16 protein-coding genes are annotated in these 19,592 nt (G+C 39.4%); 12 read left to right on the forward strand and 4 right to left on the reverse strand.

Going from position 1 to position 19,592, the window contains the following annotated elements; genetic code table 11:
* Window positions 1-6 precede the first annotated feature (6 nt).
* From PY093_RS04455 to PY093_RS04495, 10 genes are all read left to right on the forward strand, one after another.
* Window positions 7-819 carry a hypothetical protein gene (locus PY093_RS04455; protein WP_275644674.1) on the forward strand — a complete coding sequence of 271 codons (813 nt, stop codon included), beginning with the start codon at window positions 7-9 and terminating at the stop codon, window positions 817-819.
* Between the two features lie 303 nt (window positions 820-1,122).
* A complete protein-coding gene (locus PY093_RS21360; protein WP_481769274.1) occupies window positions 1,123-1,239 on the forward strand; it encodes an alpha/beta hydrolase fold domain-containing protein in 117 nt (38 codons plus the stop codon).
* 48 nt (window positions 1,240-1,287) lie between these two features.
* On the forward strand, window positions 1,288-1,461 hold the full coding sequence (locus tag PY093_RS04460; RefSeq protein WP_275644809.1) for an alpha/beta hydrolase family protein: 174 nt from the start codon (window positions 1,288-1,290) through the stop codon (window positions 1,459-1,461).
* Window positions 1,462-1,478: 17 nt separating this feature from the next.
* Complete coding sequence (locus PY093_RS04465) at window positions 1,479-2,408, forward strand: dihydrodipicolinate synthase family protein (RefSeq protein WP_275644675.1); 930 nt, start codon at window positions 1,479-1,481, stop codon at window positions 2,406-2,408.
* 20 nt (window positions 2,409-2,428) lie between these two features.
* Window positions 2,429-3,886 (forward strand): alpha-ketoglutaric semialdehyde dehydrogenase GucD, encoded by a 1,458-nt coding sequence (gucD, locus tag PY093_RS04470; RefSeq protein WP_275644676.1) that lies wholly within the window; start codon window positions 2,429-2,431, stop codon window positions 3,884-3,886.
* Window positions 3,887-3,906: 20 nt separating this feature from the next.
* Window positions 3,907-5,073, forward strand: coding sequence for a mandelate racemase/muconate lactonizing enzyme family protein (locus PY093_RS04475; RefSeq protein ID WP_275644677.1), 1,167 nt, complete (start codon window positions 3,907-3,909; stop codon window positions 5,071-5,073).
* A 415-nt stretch (window positions 5,074-5,488) separates the two neighbouring features.
* Window positions 5,489-6,121, forward strand: coding sequence for a transposase (locus PY093_RS04480; RefSeq protein ID WP_275644678.1), 633 nt, complete (start codon window positions 5,489-5,491; stop codon window positions 6,119-6,121).
* A gap of 1,927 nt (window positions 6,122-8,048) precedes the next feature.
* Window positions 8,049-9,158 (forward strand): plasmid pRiA4b ORF-3 family protein, encoded by a 1,110-nt coding sequence (locus tag PY093_RS04485; RefSeq protein WP_275644679.1) that lies wholly within the window; start codon window positions 8,049-8,051, stop codon window positions 9,156-9,158.
* Between the two features lie 585 nt (window positions 9,159-9,743).
* On the forward strand, window positions 9,744-11,279 hold the full coding sequence (locus PY093_RS04490; protein WP_275644680.1) for a YifB family Mg chelatase-like AAA ATPase: 1,536 nt from the start codon (window positions 9,744-9,746) through the stop codon (window positions 11,277-11,279).
* 1,396 nt (window positions 11,280-12,675) lie between these two features.
* Window positions 12,676-13,575 (forward strand): acetamidase/formamidase family protein, encoded by a 900-nt coding sequence (locus PY093_RS04495; RefSeq protein WP_275644681.1) that lies wholly within the window; start codon window positions 12,676-12,678, stop codon window positions 13,573-13,575.
* A gap of 275 nt (window positions 13,576-13,850) precedes the next feature.
* Here the strand turns inward: PY093_RS04495 and PY093_RS04500 are convergent, their stop codons facing one another.
* The 4 genes from PY093_RS04500 to PY093_RS04515 are packed head-to-tail and all read right to left on the reverse strand — an operon-like array spanning window position 13,851 to window position 17,157.
* A complete protein-coding gene (locus PY093_RS04500) occupies window positions 13,851-14,486 on the reverse strand; it encodes a helix-turn-helix transcriptional regulator (protein WP_275644682.1) in 636 nt (211 codons plus the stop codon).
* Window positions 14,480-15,694 carry a metal-dependent hydrolase family protein gene (locus PY093_RS04505; protein WP_275644683.1) on the reverse strand — a complete coding sequence of 405 codons (1,215 nt, stop codon included), beginning with the start codon at window positions 15,692-15,694 and terminating at the stop codon, window positions 14,480-14,482. The genes PY093_RS04500 and PY093_RS04505 overlap by 7 nt, the downstream gene beginning before the upstream one ends.
* On the reverse strand, window positions 15,691-16,680 hold the full coding sequence (ilvA, locus tag PY093_RS04510) for a threonine ammonia-lyase (RefSeq protein ID WP_275644684.1): 990 nt from the start codon (window positions 16,678-16,680) through the stop codon (window positions 15,691-15,693). The genes PY093_RS04505 and ilvA overlap by 4 nt, the downstream gene beginning before the upstream one ends.
* The gene (locus PY093_RS04515) at window positions 16,681-17,157 is read right to left on the reverse strand and encodes a RidA family protein (RefSeq protein WP_275644685.1); all 477 of its coding nucleotides are present in this window, start codon (window positions 17,155-17,157) and stop codon (window positions 16,681-16,683) included.
* Window positions 17,158-17,355: 198 nt separating this feature from the next.
* On the opposite strand from PY093_RS04515, the gene PY093_RS04520 reads away from it, so the two are divergent.
* Together PY093_RS04520 and PY093_RS04525 are read left to right on the forward strand one after the other, a co-directional pair.
* Window positions 17,356-18,075, forward strand: coding sequence for an alanyl-tRNA editing protein (locus PY093_RS04520; RefSeq protein ID WP_275644686.1), 720 nt, complete (start codon window positions 17,356-17,358; stop codon window positions 18,073-18,075).
* A gap of 335 nt (window positions 18,076-18,410) precedes the next feature.
* Window positions 18,411-19,580 carry a M20 family metallopeptidase gene (locus PY093_RS04525; protein WP_275644687.1) on the forward strand — a complete coding sequence of 390 codons (1,170 nt, stop codon included), beginning with the start codon at window positions 18,411-18,413 and terminating at the stop codon, window positions 19,578-19,580.
* Window positions 19,581-19,592 lie beyond the last annotated feature (12 nt).

Raw genomic sequence — 19,592 nt, forward strand, 5'->3', positions numbered from 1 at the left:
GTATTGATGCCTCCATTTGAAAAATTAAACTATATGCATCTATCTATTGATGATGTCATTGAAATACTAAGAGAATTAGAGTTGAACGATTTTCAGTCGGTTTGGGAGCATCCAATTTTTGCGATGCTACAACGGTTCAATAGTCAGTATGGGGCGGTTTTTTCGCTATATTGCTTTTATGAAACGAAGGATGGCCAGTGGAAGCTCGATCAGTTATCTACTCGTTATAAGGATGAGTTTAGGGGAGCGTCCCATTGGCTCCGATTTGGCTTTCATGGAAAGGGTTATGAAAGTCAATATGGCTATAGTGAGGATAGCATTGGTTCTGATGTGGCCAGTGAACACTATTCTCTCGTGAACAATGCCATTTGCACCTTTGCCAGTTCGGCTGTCATAGATACCATTCCAAGAATCCATTTTTATAAAGGGACCTTGGAAACGATTCGGAATTGGAAAGCTTCAATGTACGGTATTAAGGGCCTACTAACAGCTGATGATTCAAGGGAGGAGGTTTATTATTTGAACCAAATTCAAAGAGCAGGGCTTGTAAACTATGATGACTATTATGATTTGGAGGAACAGCTTTATTTTATTCACACGGATTTAAGACTTGAGCATGAAGAGAACCCTATTGATGTACTGGAAGCTAGAGCCACTAATCCACAGCACCATGAACAGCAGCGGAGTCTATGTATTTTTACTCATGAGGATCAATTACAGGAAGCATCCATGATCCTGAAAATCGAGGACTGTTGTAAGTGGGCTTCTAACAATGGCTATCGTTTTTCCTTTCCAATGGATCAGGTGCCAATCCAGTGAGGAGGATATGAGACCGTGCCATTACATCCGCAAATTCAAAGGTTCCTAGATTCCCAGCCTGTTCAGCATGCAAACCAAGCTTCGACTGTTGAAGAGCTGAGATTAAGAAATGCTGATATGACCTACCCTCTAGGTCGGCTATTTTTTCTGTAGAAGATAGAGTGATAGAGGGATGTGGGTATAACATCCCTATTCGTATTTATACACCAGAAGGGAAGGGTCCTCATCCTGTTTTTTTTGTATTTTCATGGCAGAGGCTTTGTACTGGGGAATTTAGAAACCCATGATGTCATCTGAAGGCAAATTGCGAATATCGCGAACCATAAGGTTATTTCAGTAGATTACCGTTTAGCACTGGAACATCCTTTTCCTTCGGCACTTGGGGAAATTACACCCTTATGCGTCGCTGACGGAAGCTAGCTCTCTGGGTAATCTATCACGAGCTCTTATCGTTACTGAGAGTATGACATCCTACGTGATGAGGGGGGAATGTATGCTAACAGGCTTGAATGGGATGGCGTTGAAACGTTATGTAAACGAACCGATGGTGTAAATCATGGTTTTTTAAACCGGTTTTATAAAATAGATGAATCAAAAGAGATCTTTCAGTTAATAGCGGAATTTTTGAATCAGAAAGAGTGAAGAGGAGGAGACTTACTATGAGCTATGCGCAGTTTAGCAAAAAACTAGAAACGATTTCTGGAATTAGTATCACACCATTTAAGGAAGGCTCAAAAGAAATTGACTGGGATGGAGTAAAGGAGAATATTGAGTTCTTGCTCGAAAATGGAGTAGAGGTGATTGTACCATGTGGTAATACAAGTGAATTTTACGCGCTAACGCTTGATGAGGCGAAAGAAGAGATTAGAAGAGTAGTAGAAATTGTTAATGGGCGTGCTACAGTCGTAGCGGGAATTGGCTACTCTCTCCAAACCGCCATTAGGCTGGGGCAATATGCTGCAACAGTTGGTGCAGACGCTGTAATGATACACATGCCTGTACATCCTTATACTACAGAAAGTGGGTTAACCTCTTATTTTAAAGGAATTATTGAAGCATTGGATATTCCTTCTATTCTTTATTTTAAAGACCCAACTATTAGTGACAATGTTCTCAAGGAGCTTGCACCTCAGGAAAAGCTTGTTGGGGTGAAGTATGCAATAAATGATTTACCTCGGTTTGCAAAGGTTGTGTATGAAGTTCCTAAAGAACACCACGTTACATGGGTTTGCGGGACAGCAGAAAAATGGGCACCCTTTTTCTATAGTGTGGGAGCCAAAGGATTTACTTCAGGACTTGTTAATCTATTCCCACAAAAGTCCTTTGAAATGCTTAAGGCTATGCAGGCGGGTGACCAGGATACTGCTTGGAATGTTTGGCGCGAAGTATTACCATTTGAGGACTTACGTGCAAAATACAACAATGGGAACAATGTAGTTGTCATTAAAGAGGCAATGGAGTTGATAGGTCTGAACGCAGGTGTAACAAGAGAGCCGGTTGCCCCTTTAAATGAAAGCGACAGAAAAGAAGTGACAGATATACTTAAAAGCTGGGGTTTTGAACTAAAGGTTGAAAAAGTGAAAAATTAGGATGGAAAGGGGTAGAGGAAATGACTCAAGTATATCTGAATTATATAAATGGCATTTGGAAACCATCAAGCAATGAGCAAACCTTTGATAGTAAAAATCCAGCAGATGTCAATGAAAAAATAGGAGTGTTTCCAAGCTCAACGACTAAAGATGTAAATGAAGTTGTTGCGTCAGCAAAGGATGCCCTGGTTGAATGGCGGGAGCTTTCTGCTCATGTCAGAGGGAACTATCTTCATAAGGCCGCAGATATACTCGAAAGTAGAGCAGACGATATTGCTCAAACAGCTACAAGAGAAATGGGAAAAACCTTTGTGGAAACAAAAGGCGAAGTACTAAGAGGAGTATCCATCTTAAGATACTATGCCCAGGAAGGCTTTCGGAATATCGGTGAGAATATCCCATCAGCGGACAGCAAAAATCTATTATATACAATGAGAGTCCCAGTAGGGGTAGTTGGTGTCATTTCTCCATGGAATTTTCCAATTGCCATTCCGATTTGGAAAATGGCACCTGCCCTTGTTTATGGAAATACAGTTGTGTTGAAGCCGGCTTCGGAAACAGCCATCACAGCTATCAAAATAATTGAGGCATTTGCAGATGCAGGTTTTCCAAAAGGGGTCATCAATATTATTACTGGAAAAGGATCAGTAGTTGGGGACCGAATTATTCATCATCCAAATGTGAATGCAGTGACCTTCACAGGGTCAAATGATGTTGGAAAACAGGTAGCATTCGCATGTCTAAATCGAGGTGGTAAATATCAGTTAGAGATGGGTGGGAAAAACCCAGCGATTATTTTGGACGATGCTGACCTAGATCTTGCAGCAGAGTTAACGGTAAATGGTGCGATGAAGCATACTGGCCAAAAATGTACAGCGACAAGTCGTGCATATATTCATAAGGATATTTATGATGTATTTAAACAAAAAGTGTTGAAAAAAGTCAATGCGATTAAGCTAGGATCAGGTCTTGAGTCGGACACATATATGGGTCCAGTTGCTTCAAGCTCGCAGTTAGATACAGTCCTTCATTATATTGATGCTGGAATTGCAGAAGGAGCAACTCTTCTTACCGGAGGAAAAGTACCTGAAAGTAAAGTTTATAAATATGGATACTATGTTGAAGCCACCGTATTTGAGGATGTTACAAACGACATGAGAATCGCTCAAGAAGAAATTTTTGGACCTGTCCTTTGTTTAATTAAGGTAGATGGCTTGGAAGACGCGTTACAACAAGCTAATGATTCGCGATTTGGCTTAAGTGCTTCCCTATTTACAAATGATATCGGGAAAGCTTTTACATTTATAAATAAAATTGAAGCCGGCTTAATCAAAGTGAACGGTGAGAGCGCTGGGGTTGAGCTTCAAGCTCCATTTGGAGGAATGAAGGAATCAAGCTCTCATTCAAGAGAACAAGGGCAAGCTGCAAAAGAGTTTTTTACATCGATAAAAACCATTACGATTACGCCAATATCTTAATAAATGAAGGAGGAATTATCTTGAAAATTGTCGATTTAAGACTTACCGTAGTTGGGGTCCCGAGACATACTGGCTTTGTTAATAAACATGTTCTCATTGAGCTGTTTACGGATGAAGGTATCACTGGGTTTGGTGAAATGTCCGATTTCTCACATTTGCCTAGATACGCACCTGATGTCAAAGATTTAACGAATGTGTTAAAGACCATATTAGTAGGAAAAAATCCATTTGATATCTCGTCAATTAATAAGGAACTTCTCGATAATTTTCCAGAAGCGATGTACTATTACGAGAAAGGTAGCTTCATAAGAAGTGGTGTGGATGCAGCATTGTATGATTTATGTGGAAAATACTTAAATGTTTCTGTAGCTGAACTACTAGGTGGAAGGTATCAGGAAAAATTTAAAGTGTGTTATCCAATTTTCCGCCACCGGTTTTTGGAAGAAGTAGAAGAAAACCTTGAGATTGTCCGTAAGCGATATGCAGAGGGCTTTGATGTCTTCCGTCTTTATGTAGGGAAAAACGTTGATGCCGATGAAGCATTTTTAGATGGTGTAAAACGTGAATTTGGTAAAAAGGTAACAATTAAATCATTAGATTTTAGTCATTTATTGGACTGGAAGGAATCCCTAAAAGCCATTAAAAGACTATCAAACTATGATTTTGAAATGATTGAAAGTCCTACGTATCGGAATGATTTTGACGGATTATATCATATCCGAACACGCGTAGATGTGCCCATCAGTGAGCATGTATGGAGCTTTAGACAACAATATGAAATGATCAAACATGATTCTGTCGATATCTTCAATATTTCGCCTGTATTTATTGGTGGATTAACCGCTGCTAAGAAAGCAGCATCCTCTGCTGAAGTAGCTGGTAAAAGTGTCCTTCTCGGTACAACACAAGAGCTTTCCATTGGAACTGCAGCAATGGCTCATTTAGGGGGCTCACTTTTAAACCTTAACTACACTTCAGACCCAACAGGACCAGAGCTATACGTCGGCGACATAGTCAAAAACAAAGTCCAATATAAAAACGGTTACCTACACGTACCAGACCGTAACCTACCAGGACTCGGCGTCGAACTTGACTGGGATCTAATCGACAAATACAGAGTACAAGACCTCAGCTGGGGAGACGTCTCCGTCCATCAACTCCAAGACCGAACAGCACAAGTGAAATAGTGGGAAGTGGGAATTAAGCGGAAGTTTGAATTGACTTTCGCTTCTTTTTTTGATTAACAATTACTGTACAGTAGACTAAATACTGCGCAGCTAATAACTTCTAATGTGAAGGAATTACTTATACTTTACTCGTCCGGAAATTACATCCTTCCGCCAGCTTTGTAAGTAACTTGTTGACCCAAAGAATCGTGCTTGCCGTAACTTTATCGGCACTCCGAACATTAAAGATGTCCCTGTACATAGTAGCCTGAGCCATTTCCGTAAAGCGGTAACACTAGAGTTGTTTTATATGTTTTTGTTTGACCTTATCGGTCAAGCCCTGAAGTTAGATGACTTTTTACGAACACCCTTGCAGGCATTGATTCCCGACCTGTCTACGCACTCGTAAATGGATACAAGAAGAAACTTTGTCGCTGTGAAAACTAAAGAAAAGTGTGATTGCGAAAAAAAAAATTCCGATCCCGATGCAAAGGTTGGTGTTCAACGGAACAAGGCAAATCAAAACAAATTTTTTATTGGCTATCGTAAGCATTCAATCGTGTGCCCTACACCATCAGGCCCAATTGTGTTACTATCAATTATTCTCCCACCAGACACTTCCGATGTGAATGTACTACTCCCATTGCTTGAAAAACTTAAGCAAATAGGAGATCTAAAGGTAGAGTATCTAGCGGCTGATTTAGGTTATTTTAGTGCTGAACATCAGGAAGTAGCTCAGGTTGAATACAACGTAGCAGTTGTGACAGACTTTAAGAAAAATACCCTTATCCCAGAAACCTGTTCCCCTGAAGGGAAACCTGAATGTGAGGCTGGACATGAGCTAATCTGGGATGGATTTGACAGAAAAACTTATACGTCCTGGTTTAATGGTGAAGAAAATAAATGCATGTCATGTCCACTACAAACCACTTGCGATAAACAATTTAGTTTCTCTTTTAAAGAAACCCCGTTTTTCTATGGGCCAGTTCCACAAGGGTCTAAACCGCAAAATCAAATGCTTCACTTTCGTAAGCAAGTGGAACTAGCCTTCGCTCATGAATCCAATTAGTTGGATTCTGTTATATGCCATAAGAAGGTCCCTGTTAAAACAACGGAAAGAGTACAATCCTTTTTCAAAAGATAAGAAAGTATAAAAATTTGAACCTAGTTTTAGTGTCTAGCTCCGGGCGCCATCGACTCGAGGTCATAAGCCAATCCGTCCGGAAGGTAAAGAACAACCTTCCAGCCGGCTTGTCTTATGCTTGTCGCCGATAGGCGGGCGCCCTGCGCTTTTCTTATTATGAGGGATACATTTCGACTGATCCAACGAATAATCAACCATGTGCGGCAAACTGTCTTGCCAACAGATCATGTAGAAAAAATACAGGAATTACAAATGGCACAGGTTGAACAGATGCCACTACCTTTAGCTGTCTAGTTTTTCACTTCGAGAAACACGGGGACGATCCGTGCGCCACGAAGGGCGCATCATATAGTGGGTGGGACTCCCACTAAGTAAGATTTAGCAAATCACTTATAGCGAGTCTTGGACATTACCGGGTAACTTGTAATGTTAAGCGTAGACAGCAAGCTAGTAGGCCGAAAGCGTAAAGTTGAAGGGATAGAGCCTCGAAATCCCAATTGGGAAGGTTGATACTTTGGATCGAGTAGAAAACAACACTGCGTTATTCGTTATGCGAGAATAAGGTAGCTTCCCCGGGGTCAGTGACCTTGGTATGCTAGACACCGTTATGATGCGTCAACGTGGGAGACCCTAAGTGCTCTTTACACAGAGGAAGTCGGGCTGACAAGCGATAATAAAGTTAGGAGGTCTAATGCCTTAGGGAGTCAGATTACTGCATAGTACCTTTGAAACAGGGTAATGCCTGCGGAGGGAAGAAACACGGGGACAGTCATCTTGTTTCCCTGATTATTCCCATTCCGACTAATTTATAAATATTTTTTTTCAGGAAAACTAGAAGAAATTTAGAACCAGTTGTTGAATATCAATATAAAGAACGGCAAATTCTGCTTATCTTCAAAACTATCAATTCACACACCCACTCTTTTATTCTCCAATCGAATCTACAAACATTCATTTCATTTATTAAATTAATCATCTTTTTTGAAACACGAGGACCGTCCCCGTGTTTCAAAAAAAGAAACCCTCCAACTTCTTTGTAACGGGTTTAGTTCAGAGGCGCAAACATTATAAAACACAAAGCAAAACGCGCTTGAATCCACAATATAATTCACAGTGCGTTTTTTATTGATTTATCAATATTTTGGGGAATCTTAATTGCATACCGTTTCCCTAATTCACATAGGAAATCACAGGGTATGAAATAATTATTGGAAGGTGTGTGAAGTTTTTGTGATTTAGTACGTGGATTATAATTGAGTAACCAGTGATATTTAAAATAAGCGGAGATTTTCCGGTTAGACAGCACGATAGAGCTCGGTTCGGGGTATATAAGCGGAGATTTTCCGATTAAGCAAAGCAAAGTTACCCATTTTTACGCTTTTTGAGTCAATAGTCGGAATTTTTCCGTCTATTTAAGCTATTTTCGGTGCTATTTCCTAATTAAGCGAAATTTCTCCGCTTATTTATCAAACTCGCATTAGCATCTAATGGACTTGTACAACTTACGGGTGGTTTCGTGAAAAAAAGGAAATTTTAAAAATAGCTTAGAGATATTTGCATCTCTAAGCCATTTTTACTGTGAAATATACTGTGAATTATACTGTGAAGTTTATGTGATTTGCTATTTGATTCGGTCTGCGATTTACCGTTTTGCACCTCACAAGTAAACCCGTTAACTTCTTTGGACAGGTTTCTTTTTATAGTAAAAGCGTCTAGTAGGGACGGAAGAAGCAGGTACCTCGCTACCATCGGACTAGTATTCCTTCTGTCCCATAAGCTTTTGTGATACTATACTTAGTAACTGGACAAGATGATTTTAGGTAGTCATTCCAAGATGCTGGGAGAGTTGTTAATGCTTATCCAATGTACGAAGAAACTATTAAAGGAACTAAAGATAGATCCTTCTTCATCAAGAGAAGAAGATGATTTGTTTTCTTGGCATGCTAATTTGTTAACTATACAGCGGAGAAAAACGCTTGTGCTTATGAATGATAGTAATCGCTATATGATTGTCCTTTATGGTCTAAAAGCAGCAGATTTTAAAAAAGTTGATAGGTTGATTTTCCAAGCCATTCGCGAAGTGTTGAAAGAAGAGGGAATAAAGGATGAAGTGGTGGAGGCATATCTTTCTCAGTCAAAGGAAATGACTTTTACAACGACAAAGAATAAAACGTTAGTTGCTAGACTAAATAAAGCATGTGAGAATGTTTATTTTTACGAGAGGGAACTAAACCAACATTTGATCACTCAATCTATATTAAGTAAAAAGGCAAGTCGTTTCCTCATTGGGAACGGAAAGAATGACTATACCAGGCCAAACGAGGATTTATATTCTAACTTGGAGAAGTTGACAGATGGGCCTATTTTTCAATCAGAAGGAATTATTCTTCTTGTAAAACTTAATTTAAAACACCATCAAGTTTGTCGTCGAATTGCCATTCCAAAACATATTACTTTTCCGGATTTACATAAGACGTTACAAATCGTGTTTGGTTGGAAGGATTACCACCTTCATGAATTCTCCATTTTTCAAAGTGGACCTGTAGAACCTTATCAAGAGGTGTCAAAAGTAGACAGGAAACCAACAATAAGGCTTCTATGTCACGAAGAGGCCTTCAGTTATGACAATGAAATACCAATAAAACTAGAAACGCAAGAAAGGTTAGTCGACTATCTTCCAGCTAACATCACGTACACCTATGACTTCGGAGATGATTGGGAGCACCTTATTGTTGTGGAAGAAATGATAGACAATCATGATAGGAACCACTCTGTTTGCCTAGCCGGTGATGGAAATTCACCACCTGAGGATGTCGGCGGTGAACCTGGGTTTGAAGAGTTTTTAGCCATCATGGCAGATAAAGAACATCCCGAATATGAAAATTTGAAGAGCTGGGGAAAAAGACAGGGATATGGTAATTTTGATATTGATTTGGTCAATAGACGACTGAGGAATGTGTGAGTGGGGTGGAACACAATCTGCCAAAAGGCAGAGAGGTTCCCTCCTACTAACCATTATGAAGGTGTATACATTACATTTTATTTTAAAAGAATTGTTCACAATTTTTCATTGAATTGACAAAGGATTATAAGGGAATATGTCGAAAATAAGACTATAAATGGTTGCTGAACTGCTTTTCTAATAAACATGAATTATACCAATGATGGGAGTGATTTGATTATAAGTAACATAGGAATCGTGTCATGTCTGTATTCATGATATATCAACTGGTAGGAACCAGAGTACTTATTTTTTTAAGAAGTGAAGATTATTTAACTATACTGGATGATATCCACAATATTAACTCAAGAAATTACACTCTTATTGCCTCGTGACAAACCAATAACACCTTCTAGTTAGTAAACGTAATCACACATTAATTCAATAAGATAGAACCCCATTTTATATGCAGCAGTTACACCCCTTTTCTCTAAATCAAAAAAATTCCTGTGTAATCTTTCAAAAACACTTAACTTTTTCCAACGACCTAAGCCAACTATAAGTAACTATATAAATAGTTGAGATGAATATAAAGGAGCTAGATATATGATAGCAAAGATCATGAGCATTGGTTTAAAAGGTGTCGAAGGGTACCTTGTCCAAGTTGAAGTTCAAACAATTTGTGCGATGGGAGCGTTTGTGATTGTAGGTTTACCTGACGCCTCTGTGAAAGAATCGAAAGAACGAGTATCAACTGCTTTGCATTCATTTGGTCACCAACTTGTCGATCATAAGATAATTATTAACTTATCACCTTCGGAACAAAAGAAGAACGGACCACTTTTTGACTTACCGATAGCTGTAGGTATCTTAAAAAGTATGGGAGTCATCACATCAGAAATCTCTAACCTGACCGGTTTCATTGGTGCTTTATCATTAGATGGTTCGATTCAACCAGTTGAAGGAATGCTGCCAGCTGTTTTGGCTGCAAAGAAGATTGGGCTGACTATATTGTATATGCCTTACAGTGAAAGTCTCCCAGAAATTGAGATTGATAATTTTGAAATTATTTATGTATCATCATTAAAGGATGTTGTCCAACATTTGTCAGGGCAAGATATTCTTCCGGTTCATACTACTAAATCTACTAAAGAAAAGAAGATGATGTATGATAAAGATTTTACGGATATAATTGGTCATCAATTTGCCAAGAGAGCACTCGAAATTGCAGCAGCAGGAGAGCATCATCTATTCATGGTGGGGCCACCTGGCTGTGGAAAAAGTATGTTAGCTGAAACCTTTCCCTCCATTTTGCCGCCATTAACAAAAGAAGCACAACTTGAAAAGATTAGCTTGTATGAATTGGCAGGCATGGGATATGAAGATTCTGGGCAGTCATCGATTCGTACACCTCACCATTCTGCGTCTAGTGTATCAATCATTGGAGGAGGACAGACTCCAAAACCAGGGGAGATTTCATTAGCTCATCGAGGGGTTTTATTTTTAGATGAAATAGCCGAGTTTTCAAAGAAAACATTGGATATGTTAAGACAGCCAATTGAATCAGGTGTTGTCACAATAAGTCGTGCTCGTTCAATCGTAAAATACCCAGCTTCATTCCTTTTAATTGGTGCTATGAACCCCTGTCCATGTGGGTACTTGGGGTCAAATTCACATTATTGTACTTGTTCCATAAAACAAGTACGGTCCTATCAAAATCGTCTATCAGGTCCAATTCGTGATCGTTTTGACATCAGTCTAAAAATTGAACCAGTTATATTGAATAAGGTAGATGAGGTTTCTAACTCGGAGACGTCAGAAACGATTAGAAAACGTGTAATAGAGGCTAGGGAACGACAATATGAAAGGTATGGAAAAGAATTAACTAACGGGAGAGTATCCTATGATATCATCACTAAAACAAACGAACCTAAAGCGAAAATCCAACAAATTCTCCAACAAGTCTCCTTTAAAAAGAAATGGAGCAACCGTGTCCAAATAAAAGTCCTCCGCCTAGCACGTACCATATCAGATTTAAAGGGTGAAAACCAAATGACCGAAGAAGCTTTATGGGAAGCGATGACATTAAGTAGATCACAGGATTACTTTTTAGAATGTGGAAAAAGGCAGGGGAGGAAGTAATAGACTGTTCGTAATTAGTGCAAAAAATAAGTACACCATATGCCTAGGGGAGCCAGGATAAAGAGCGGCAGTGGCATTTATCACATATGTTAAGAGGAATTAATAGAAAAACATTCTCAGCGAGGATGATGAGGACAAGATGAAGTATTTAGAGACACTAACAAAATATAAGGACATAAGTAACTATCAGCTTTACAGGTACTGCTTGATGGATAATGATATACATCTATTAATGAAAGAATCGGACGAAACCGTTTCTGAAGCCATAAAGAGAATAAGTTCAAGGACAAGGTACCTGTCCCCTTTTCCTTTTTTTAACATGTTCCCTTCTAATAGATTCAGGAAACGTTAATAAAAACGAGAACATACGTTTCGTTTTTTTGTGGTAATCTACCAAATTAAATGATAATATAAACATAACAACTATCATAAGCAATGGTGAGCGGTTTAGCCACTTCCCGGTAGGAGGGAGGTGGAAATAATGACGACATATGAGGCAATGTCTATAGCACTTTATTCGAACTTAGTTTTAATAGGTGTTCTAACAGTTTTTATTATGTTAAGTCAAAACAAAAAGAAGTAGCCGCTCTCCTTGCCCTGGGTTAGAGTGGTTACTTCTTTTCTGATGATCACTACTTAGGCTGCCGCTCCCTTTGCGGCTTGTGGTTGCGTTGTTCAGGTGTTTACACCACCTGATCTTTTTTAAAAGATAAGAAAGTATAAAAATTTGAACCTAGTTTTAGTGTCTAGCTCCGGGCGCCATCGGCTCTATGGTATAAGCCAATCCGTCCGGAAGGTAAAGAACAACCTCCCAGCCGGCTTGTCTTATGCTTGTCGCCGATAGGCGGGCGCTCTGCGCTTTTCTTATTTTATCCTTATTATAAATAACTTAATCTAATATATCAACAGTTTTACCTACGACTTGGGGTGAGGTACCTATTATTTTAATAAGGTGATGGTTTTCAAGGAAGATATGGAGCAGAACAGATCAATGCTTTTTTACCAACTGACCTGGCAGGGTTTATTGTGCTTAATCATTAGATGGTTCAATCCTCCTGGTTGATGGAATACTTCTTAACAAAGCTGGATGCAAAGGAGATTGTGCTAACGACATTATCATTGTATATGCCGTTTAGAAAGTTTTTCAATCCGTAGCGATTTAAACTCATCCAAGATAATTTTGCAAAATATCCCGTACTTGCAAAGTGCAAATGAAAGAATCCGACTATTTTAAGTAGGATTCTTTTTTGATATAATTTATTAGGGAATAACATGAATATTCCAATTAAACACTATGACATAATGTAATCTAGAAATTTAGTTTTTATTATCCCTTTCTACTGGGACAAGGTACCTGTCCTTTTGTCACTGGGCTATCCAATAAGGGGGACTAACCATGGAAATTTTAACACGCGAATCAGGGATCATTTATGATTTTAACAAGAATCACAAGCCAGTAAAAACCGTTGCCTCTGGGATAACGATTGAAATTGAAACCTATGATTGTTTTACAGATCAAATCCAATCTGCTGAAACAGTGGTGACAGAAATTGATTGGAATCAAATTAATCCAGCAACAGGTCCTATTTATGTAGAAGGAGCGCTGCCTGGAGATGTGTTAAAGGTGAAGATTGAGAAGCTTGAAATCGGCGACCAAGGTGTGATGGTAGTAGGTCCAAACCTAGGTGTAATGGGACATCGCATCACTGAAATGGAAGCGAAAATTATCCCTGTACGTGATGGGAAAGCACTTTTTAACAATATTGAAATTCCAATCAATACGATGATTGGAGTTATTGGTGTAGCACCTGAGGGTGAAGGGGTTAACTGTGGAACGCCTGGAAACCATGGTGGAAATATGGATAACAAAATGGTAACAGAAGGTGCAACCCTCTATTTCCCTGTGTTTACAGAAGGAGCACTCTTCGGATTAGGTGATTTTCACGCCGCAATGGGAGACGGAGAAATCAGTGTATCCGGAATCGAGATCCCTGGAAAAGCGACGGTTACACTTGAAGTGCTAAAAGATGTAAAGCTTCAACATCCAATGCTAGAAAATGATGAAGTGTTTACACAAATTGTCTCAGCAGAAACACTAGATCAAGCATGTAAGGTAGCAACAGAAGAAATGATTGATCGCATTGTTGCAAAATCAGGTCTTCCATTAAGCGAAGTCACAATGCTCATGAGCGCAGCGGGCCAAGCGGAAATCTGCCAAATTGTAGACCCACTAATGACTGCACGATTTGTTGTACCGAAGTGGTTGTTGGAGCAATTGAATGTAGAGCTTATTTAGGGTTGTCATCGAGGAGACAAAGGGGACAGGTACCTTGTCCTCTAGAAAGTGTCTCATCGGAAAGTTGATATTTAGTCAGACATCGTTCACGAAGCGGAAGTGTTTGGTATAAAGTATCCCTCCTAGTTCTCGCGGAAAGGGATGCTTTTTTCAAAACTCAATATTTTTATTACTCCCCCGGGACAAACTACCTGTCCCTCCGTCCCCAATTATTATTATTTTTATATGGAAATAATTAGGAAAACACGAGAACCGTCCCCGTGTTTCCGTGTTCCCTAGTGTTTATCAATATAATTATACATCGTGTATTTCGAAACACCGAGTAGGTCGGCTACTTTTTGGACCGCCCCTTTTATTAGGAATAGACCTTTAGTATCGAGGTGCCTAATAAAATCTTCTCGTTCATTTTTATCCATCAGAGGTACTGGTTTTCCAATTTTTTCAATGGCTTCTTCGATGAGTTGATCCTGTAAGACGTTAATATTAGGTGCAAACTCTTCTTGAATTTGATTGACTGGTTCAAAGGCGACAAGGTTTTCAATAACCTGCCTGGCAACTTGTAGGTAGACGGTTTCGATATTAATACATAAGCAACCAATTACTTGATTGTTTTCATCTCTAATAAACATTGAACTTGATTTAATCGTACTGTGCTTGGCGGCATTGGCATAGTTTATTAAATGCTCTTCGCCTTGCATGCCTTTTTTTATGATTTCAAGACCAAGACTTGTAATGGGTGAACCGACTTTCCTCCCTGTAACATGACCATTAAAAATCGCTACTATTGAAGAGGAGTGATCTGAAAAGTCATGTAGAACGACTTCGCAGAAATCACCAAAGGTTTTGGCGATTCCTTCTGCGATTGGTATAAATGTTTTGAGTAAAGGATGCAGTTCTTGACCTTTTAACACTTTTGCTCAATCTCCATTCTCGTAATAGTTTGAGAAAAAGCTAGATTTCCATTGCTAAATACGTATTCAACATTTTTCAAGACTGACAAATCCTCTAACGGATTTCCAGCAACAATAATCACATCCGCGAGTTTTCCTGCTTCCAATGAACCGATTAAATGGTCAGCTTTCACGACCTTAGCCGCTGTGATGGTTGCAGCCTTAATCGCTTCTAAAGGCGTCATCCCTTCTTTTACATAAAGTGCAAGTTCATCTGCCATTAACCCTGGGAAATTGTATGGCGTACCAGCATCCGTTCCTGCTGCAATAGGGATTCCAGCAGAATGGGCCATTTTAAAGCTGACTCGATGCTCTTCAATTAATGCCTTAACCTGTTCAAGCATAGACACTGGAATTCCTTCTGTATTGTCGAGAATAAGTGTAGGTGCAACAAGAGTAGGCACGACATATGTTCCGTACACTTTCATTAATTCGACGGCTTCATCATCTAAAAGATAGGCGTGCTCAATCGTAGTTACTCCTGCACGAATCGCATTTTTGATGCCATCCGTTCCAATTGTGTGAGCCGCCGTTGTTTTATTAGCATTGGTCGCTTCCTGACAAGCACAGCGTAATTCATGTTCACTTAATTGGGTTGATCCTGGTTCATTTCCCTCTGTTAACACACCACCAGTCGCCATTAATTTAATTACATCAGCCCCAGCCTTTAATTGGGATCTTACTGCTTTTCTAATTTCTATTTCCCCATCTGCCTCTATTGCCATAACATGACCATGTCCACCAGTCATGACAACTGGTCGGCCTGCAGCGTAGATTCTTGGTCCTGTTACATACCCTTGCTTAATTGCATTCCGATATTTAATGTCAACATTATAGCGGGTCCCTAAATTTCGAATGGTTGTGATTCCAGCTTTTAAAAATTCTTGCCCCTGTTGATGGGCTAAAAAAGCGGTCTTTGATTCATCATCCTGGGCAATTTGTTTAAATGGGTCAGGAGAGCAATCCATTCCAAGGTGAACATGGCAATCGATTAAGCCTGGCAACACGGTTTTTCCTGTTCCATCAATAACATAGGTAGCATTATCAAGTGGTGGCTCGATTTTAGTTGCAACCTCAAGTATGCCAGACTCATCAAAAAGAATATCGCCCTGAATAATCTGCTCACCTTCACAAGTAATTATGGTAGTGTTCTTAATTAGCGTTTTCATTTCACACCTGCATAGTTTCGCTCATTATATTTTTGAATCAAAGATTGATAGAGTTCAAAGCTAATATTTCCGCCACTGACCATAACAGCAACATTCTTGTTCTTAATGCCAGTATGATGATTAAGTAAGGCCGCAATGGCTGCTGCTCCGGAAGGTTCAACAACTAGTTTTGCTCTCTCGGCAAGGAAGGCAACGGCATCTGCAATTTTTTCTTCGGATACTAGCACCAAGTCATCCACATATTTTTGAGTATGGGCAAACGTTAATTCGCCAGGCTTTTTTGCCATTAAGCCGTCAGCGATCGTTTCAACCTTCTCAACCTCAACCGGTTGCCCTGCTTGAAGTGAGCTATACATCGCAGTCGCTCCTTCAGTATTCACCCCAATAATTTTAATGGAAGGCTTAAGTTCCTTTGCTGCTGCTGCAACTCCTGAAATCAGACCGCCACCGCTTACAGGTACGATAATCGCATCTAGTTCAGGAAGTTCTTCTAATATTTCTAAGCTAATTGTTCCTTGACCAGCAATTGTATAAGGGTCATCAAATGGATGAATCATCGCCAGGCCTTCTTCTTCGTGTAGCTCTAGAGCTTTTCTAAACATAGCAATGGAATCTGTACCGTGTTCAATCGCTCTAGCTCCGTATTGCTCAGTAATCGCTCTTTTTTTACTAGGCACAGGGTTTTCGGGCATAACAACAGTTGCAGAGATGTTAGCCATTTGTGCAGCGTAGGCTGTGCCTGCCCCGTGGTTACCTGCTGAGAAAGCAACAACTCCCCGTGCTTTTTCTTCTTCTGAAAGATTAATAATCTTATTGTAAGCTCCACGGATTTTAAATGAACCGGTTTTTTGAAGGTTTTCTGGTTTGAGATATACTTTGTTACCGGAAATGTGTGAAAAGGTCTGTGAGAACTGAAGTGGTGTTGGATGAATGACCCCTGCTAAAACTGCGCGGGCCTGCTGGATATCTTTTAAACTGACATACATTTAATTTTCCCCCTTATTGTTATCAATAACTTCTACGATCATTTCAATTTCTACTGGTAAATTAAATGGCAATACACTTGTACCAATTGCTGAACGAGCATGCCTGCCATTTTCACCTAACACTTCAACTAGTAAGTCGGACGCCCCATTAATAACTTCCGCTTGTCTGTAAAAGTCAAGACTGCTATTTACAAACCCTAAAAGCTTAATCACCCGAATATGTTGGAGATCATCTACTTCGTTTTTTATCATACTGAGAAGATTGACTGCTGTTAATCTGGCAGCTTCATAAGCTTCCTCGAGTGTAACGTCGGCTCCAACACGACCTTGAATTACAGGCTTCCCATTTACGATAGGTCCAGAGCCAGAAGTATAGAGTAATTGACCATGTTTTCTTACTGTCACATAATTCGCTAATGGTTCCGGGGATTCCGGAAAGTTATACCCAAGCTGTTCAATCTTATTTTCAATTAACATAGAATTCCCCCTTTTATGTATTACTGACATTATAGTATTAAATATTTAAAAAATTCAATAAAATTTAATTAATTTTTTATTCTGATAAAAATTTTTTGTAAAATATAAAAAAATATGCCATGATTAATCAAAACTATTAAATGTGTTTTTGATAAATAACAAAAGGGACTTATTTTAAGAGAAAGGATGGACATTAAAATGACAGAATTATTTCTAGAAGATAGCTATTTACAAGAATGTGAGGCAACTATTCTTTCAATTGATGAAAATAAAATAGTGTTGGACCAAACGGTTTTTTACCCTACAGGAGGTGGCCAGGAACATGATACCGGCTTCCTGGTTCAGAATGGACAAACCTTTGACGTGGTAAATGTGAAAAAGGAACAGGGTCAGGTCGTACACTATCTCAAAGATGCAAAAGGGTTAGTTGAAGGGGAAGTTAAAGCAAAAATTGATTGGGAAAGGCGCTATCAACTAATGAAGCACCATTCTCTATTACATGTCATGGCTAGTGTTTTTCATAGGAAGTATGGATCTCTCTGTACTGGGAATCAGATCCACCCTGAAAAAGCAAGAATTGATCTAACCGAAATCAGTTCGCTATCTCAGGAAGAAATCGCAGCTGCGATTGAGCAGACAAATGAGGAGATCAAGGCAAATCATGTAATCAGTACCCGTGTGTTACCAAGGGAAGAGGCTGAAAATATTTCTGGTGCCATTAAAACGGTTGTCAATTTAATTCCTCCATTTGTTAAGGAAATTCGCCTAGTGAAAATCGGTGAGATTGATGAACAGGCCTGTGGCGGTACACATGTAAAGGAAACCTCTGAACTTCAAGGTGTTGTTTTAGATAAAGTAAAAAGTAAGGGGAAAGGTATAACCCGTTTAGAGGTGCATACAGCTGGGCCCCTAGTATAATCAGTCCGCTAACGAACCGATCGGTCAATGAATGGGATAATAACCCATTTATTTGCACGTATCAGTGTTCGTTTTTTTAATTTTATTCAAGTGGAAAATAGTACCTTTTAAAAAATTTTTATTGCAAAAAAAAATTAAAAAATCCATTGACGATGGACAGTCAATTAGGATAAGATTGAAAAAATCAAATTATTTTAAATATTTAATTTTTAATGGAAATATTTACATATTGGGGGGGAAGCGAATCTACCTTGTCATACCTATTTCAGCAGGTCAGTTTGTTTAAATTAGTAAGGCTGGGATCTGAAATTTTTTAAAAAGGGGAGAGAATTAATATGGAAAAACTATTTCGAAAACTAGATGAATTATATGATGAAGCGGTGCACATTCGCCGCCATTTGCATGAAAATCCAGAGCTTTCTTTTAAAGAAGTGGAAACACCGAAGTATATTGCGAAATATCATGAGGAACTCGGTCATGAGGTTCGAACTGGTGTCGGAGAAAGAGGGGTTGTCGCTAAATTAGTAGGGAAAAAACCAGGTCCGACGATTGCCTTGCGTGCAGACTTTGACGCTTTGCCTATCCATGAAGAAACCGATGTACCATTTAAATCAAAAGTAGACGGTGTAATGCACGCATGTGGCCATGATGCTCATACTGCCGGGCTATTGGTTCTCGCAAAAGCGTTAAATAGTATCCAAGATGAATTACATGGTACGATCGTTTTTATCCACCAACATGCAGAGGAGTATCAGCCGGGGGGAGCTATCGCGATGATTGAGGATGGCTGTCTTGAAGGTGTTGATGTCATTTTCGGAACCCATGTATGGGCAACGGGGCCTTATGGTGAAGTTGGTTTTCGAAGTGGCCCGACCATGGCAGCAGCTGACCGCTTTCATATTAAGGTTAAAGGTAAAGGCGGACATGGTGCACAGCCACATTTAACTAAGGACTCTTTAGTTGTAGCTTGTCAATTAGTGACCAATTTACAGCAAATTGTTAGCCGCCGCGTCGATCCGATAGAATCTGCAGTCTTGTCTGTTGGAAATTTTGTAGCACAGAATGCTTTTAATGTTATTGCAGATACTGTACAGCTTGATGGCACAGTTAGAACGTTTAAAGAGGATGTCCGTAATCAAGTGGAAAAAGAAATGGAACGAATTGTTCGAGGAACATGTTTGGCCGCTGATGTAGATTATGACTTTGATTTTGTAAGAGGTTATCCAGCGACTGTAAACCATCCTGAGGAAACAGAATTTGTTGCTGAATTAGCCAAATCTGTACCTGGTGTAACAAATGTTTATGAAATTGCTCCGCAAATGGGTGGAGAGGATTATGCTTACTATTTAGAACATGTGAAAGGGACTTTCTTCTTTACAGGAGCTGGTAACCCAGATTGGGATGTTACCTATCCACATCACCACCCTAAGTTTGATATCGATGAGCGGTCGATGTTGATTGCTGCAAAAATACTCGGTAAGGCAGTAATGAACTACAACAAATAAATTGAGTAACTT

The organism is Cytobacillus sp. S13-E01 (assembly GCF_029193815.1).
GTDB lineage: Bacteria > Bacillota > Bacilli > Bacillales > Bacillaceae_L > Bacillus_BV.

Excerpts from the sequence above, each read along its gene's own strand:
- PY093_RS04455 (WP_275644674.1), top strand. The coding sequence starts at position 7 with ATGCCTCCATTTGAAAAATTAAACTATATGCATCTATCTATTGATGAT.
- PY093_RS04465 (WP_275644675.1), top strand. The coding sequence starts at position 1,479 with ATGAGCTATGCGCAGTTTAGCAAAAAACTAGAAACGATTTCTGGAATT.
- gucD (WP_275644676.1), top strand. The coding sequence starts at position 2,429 with ATGACTCAAGTATATCTGAATTATATAAATGGCATTTGGAAACCATCA.
- PY093_RS04485 (WP_275644679.1), top strand. The coding sequence starts at position 8,049 with ATGCTTATCCAATGTACGAAGAAACTATTAAAGGAACTAAAGATAGAT.
- PY093_RS04490 (WP_275644680.1), top strand. The coding sequence starts at position 9,744 with ATGATAGCAAAGATCATGAGCATTGGTTTAAAAGGTGTCGAAGGGTAC.
- PY093_RS04495 (WP_275644681.1), top strand. The coding sequence starts at position 12,676 with ATGGAAATTTTAACACGCGAATCAGGGATCATTTATGATTTTAACAAG.
- PY093_RS04505 (WP_275644683.1), bottom strand. The coding sequence starts at position 15,694 with ATGAAAACGCTAATTAAGAACACTACCATAATTACTTGTGAAGGTGAG.
- ilvA (WP_275644684.1), bottom strand. The coding sequence starts at position 16,680 with ATGTATGTCAGTTTAAAAGATATCCAGCAGGCCCGCGCAGTTTTAGCA.
- PY093_RS04515 (WP_275644685.1), bottom strand. The coding sequence starts at position 17,157 with ATGTTAATTGAAAATAAGATTGAACAGCTTGGGTATAACTTTCCGGAA.
- PY093_RS04520 (WP_275644686.1), top strand. The coding sequence starts at position 17,356 with ATGACAGAATTATTTCTAGAAGATAGCTATTTACAAGAATGTGAGGCA.
- PY093_RS04525 (WP_275644687.1), top strand. The coding sequence starts at position 18,411 with ATGGAAAAACTATTTCGAAAACTAGATGAATTATATGATGAAGCGGTG.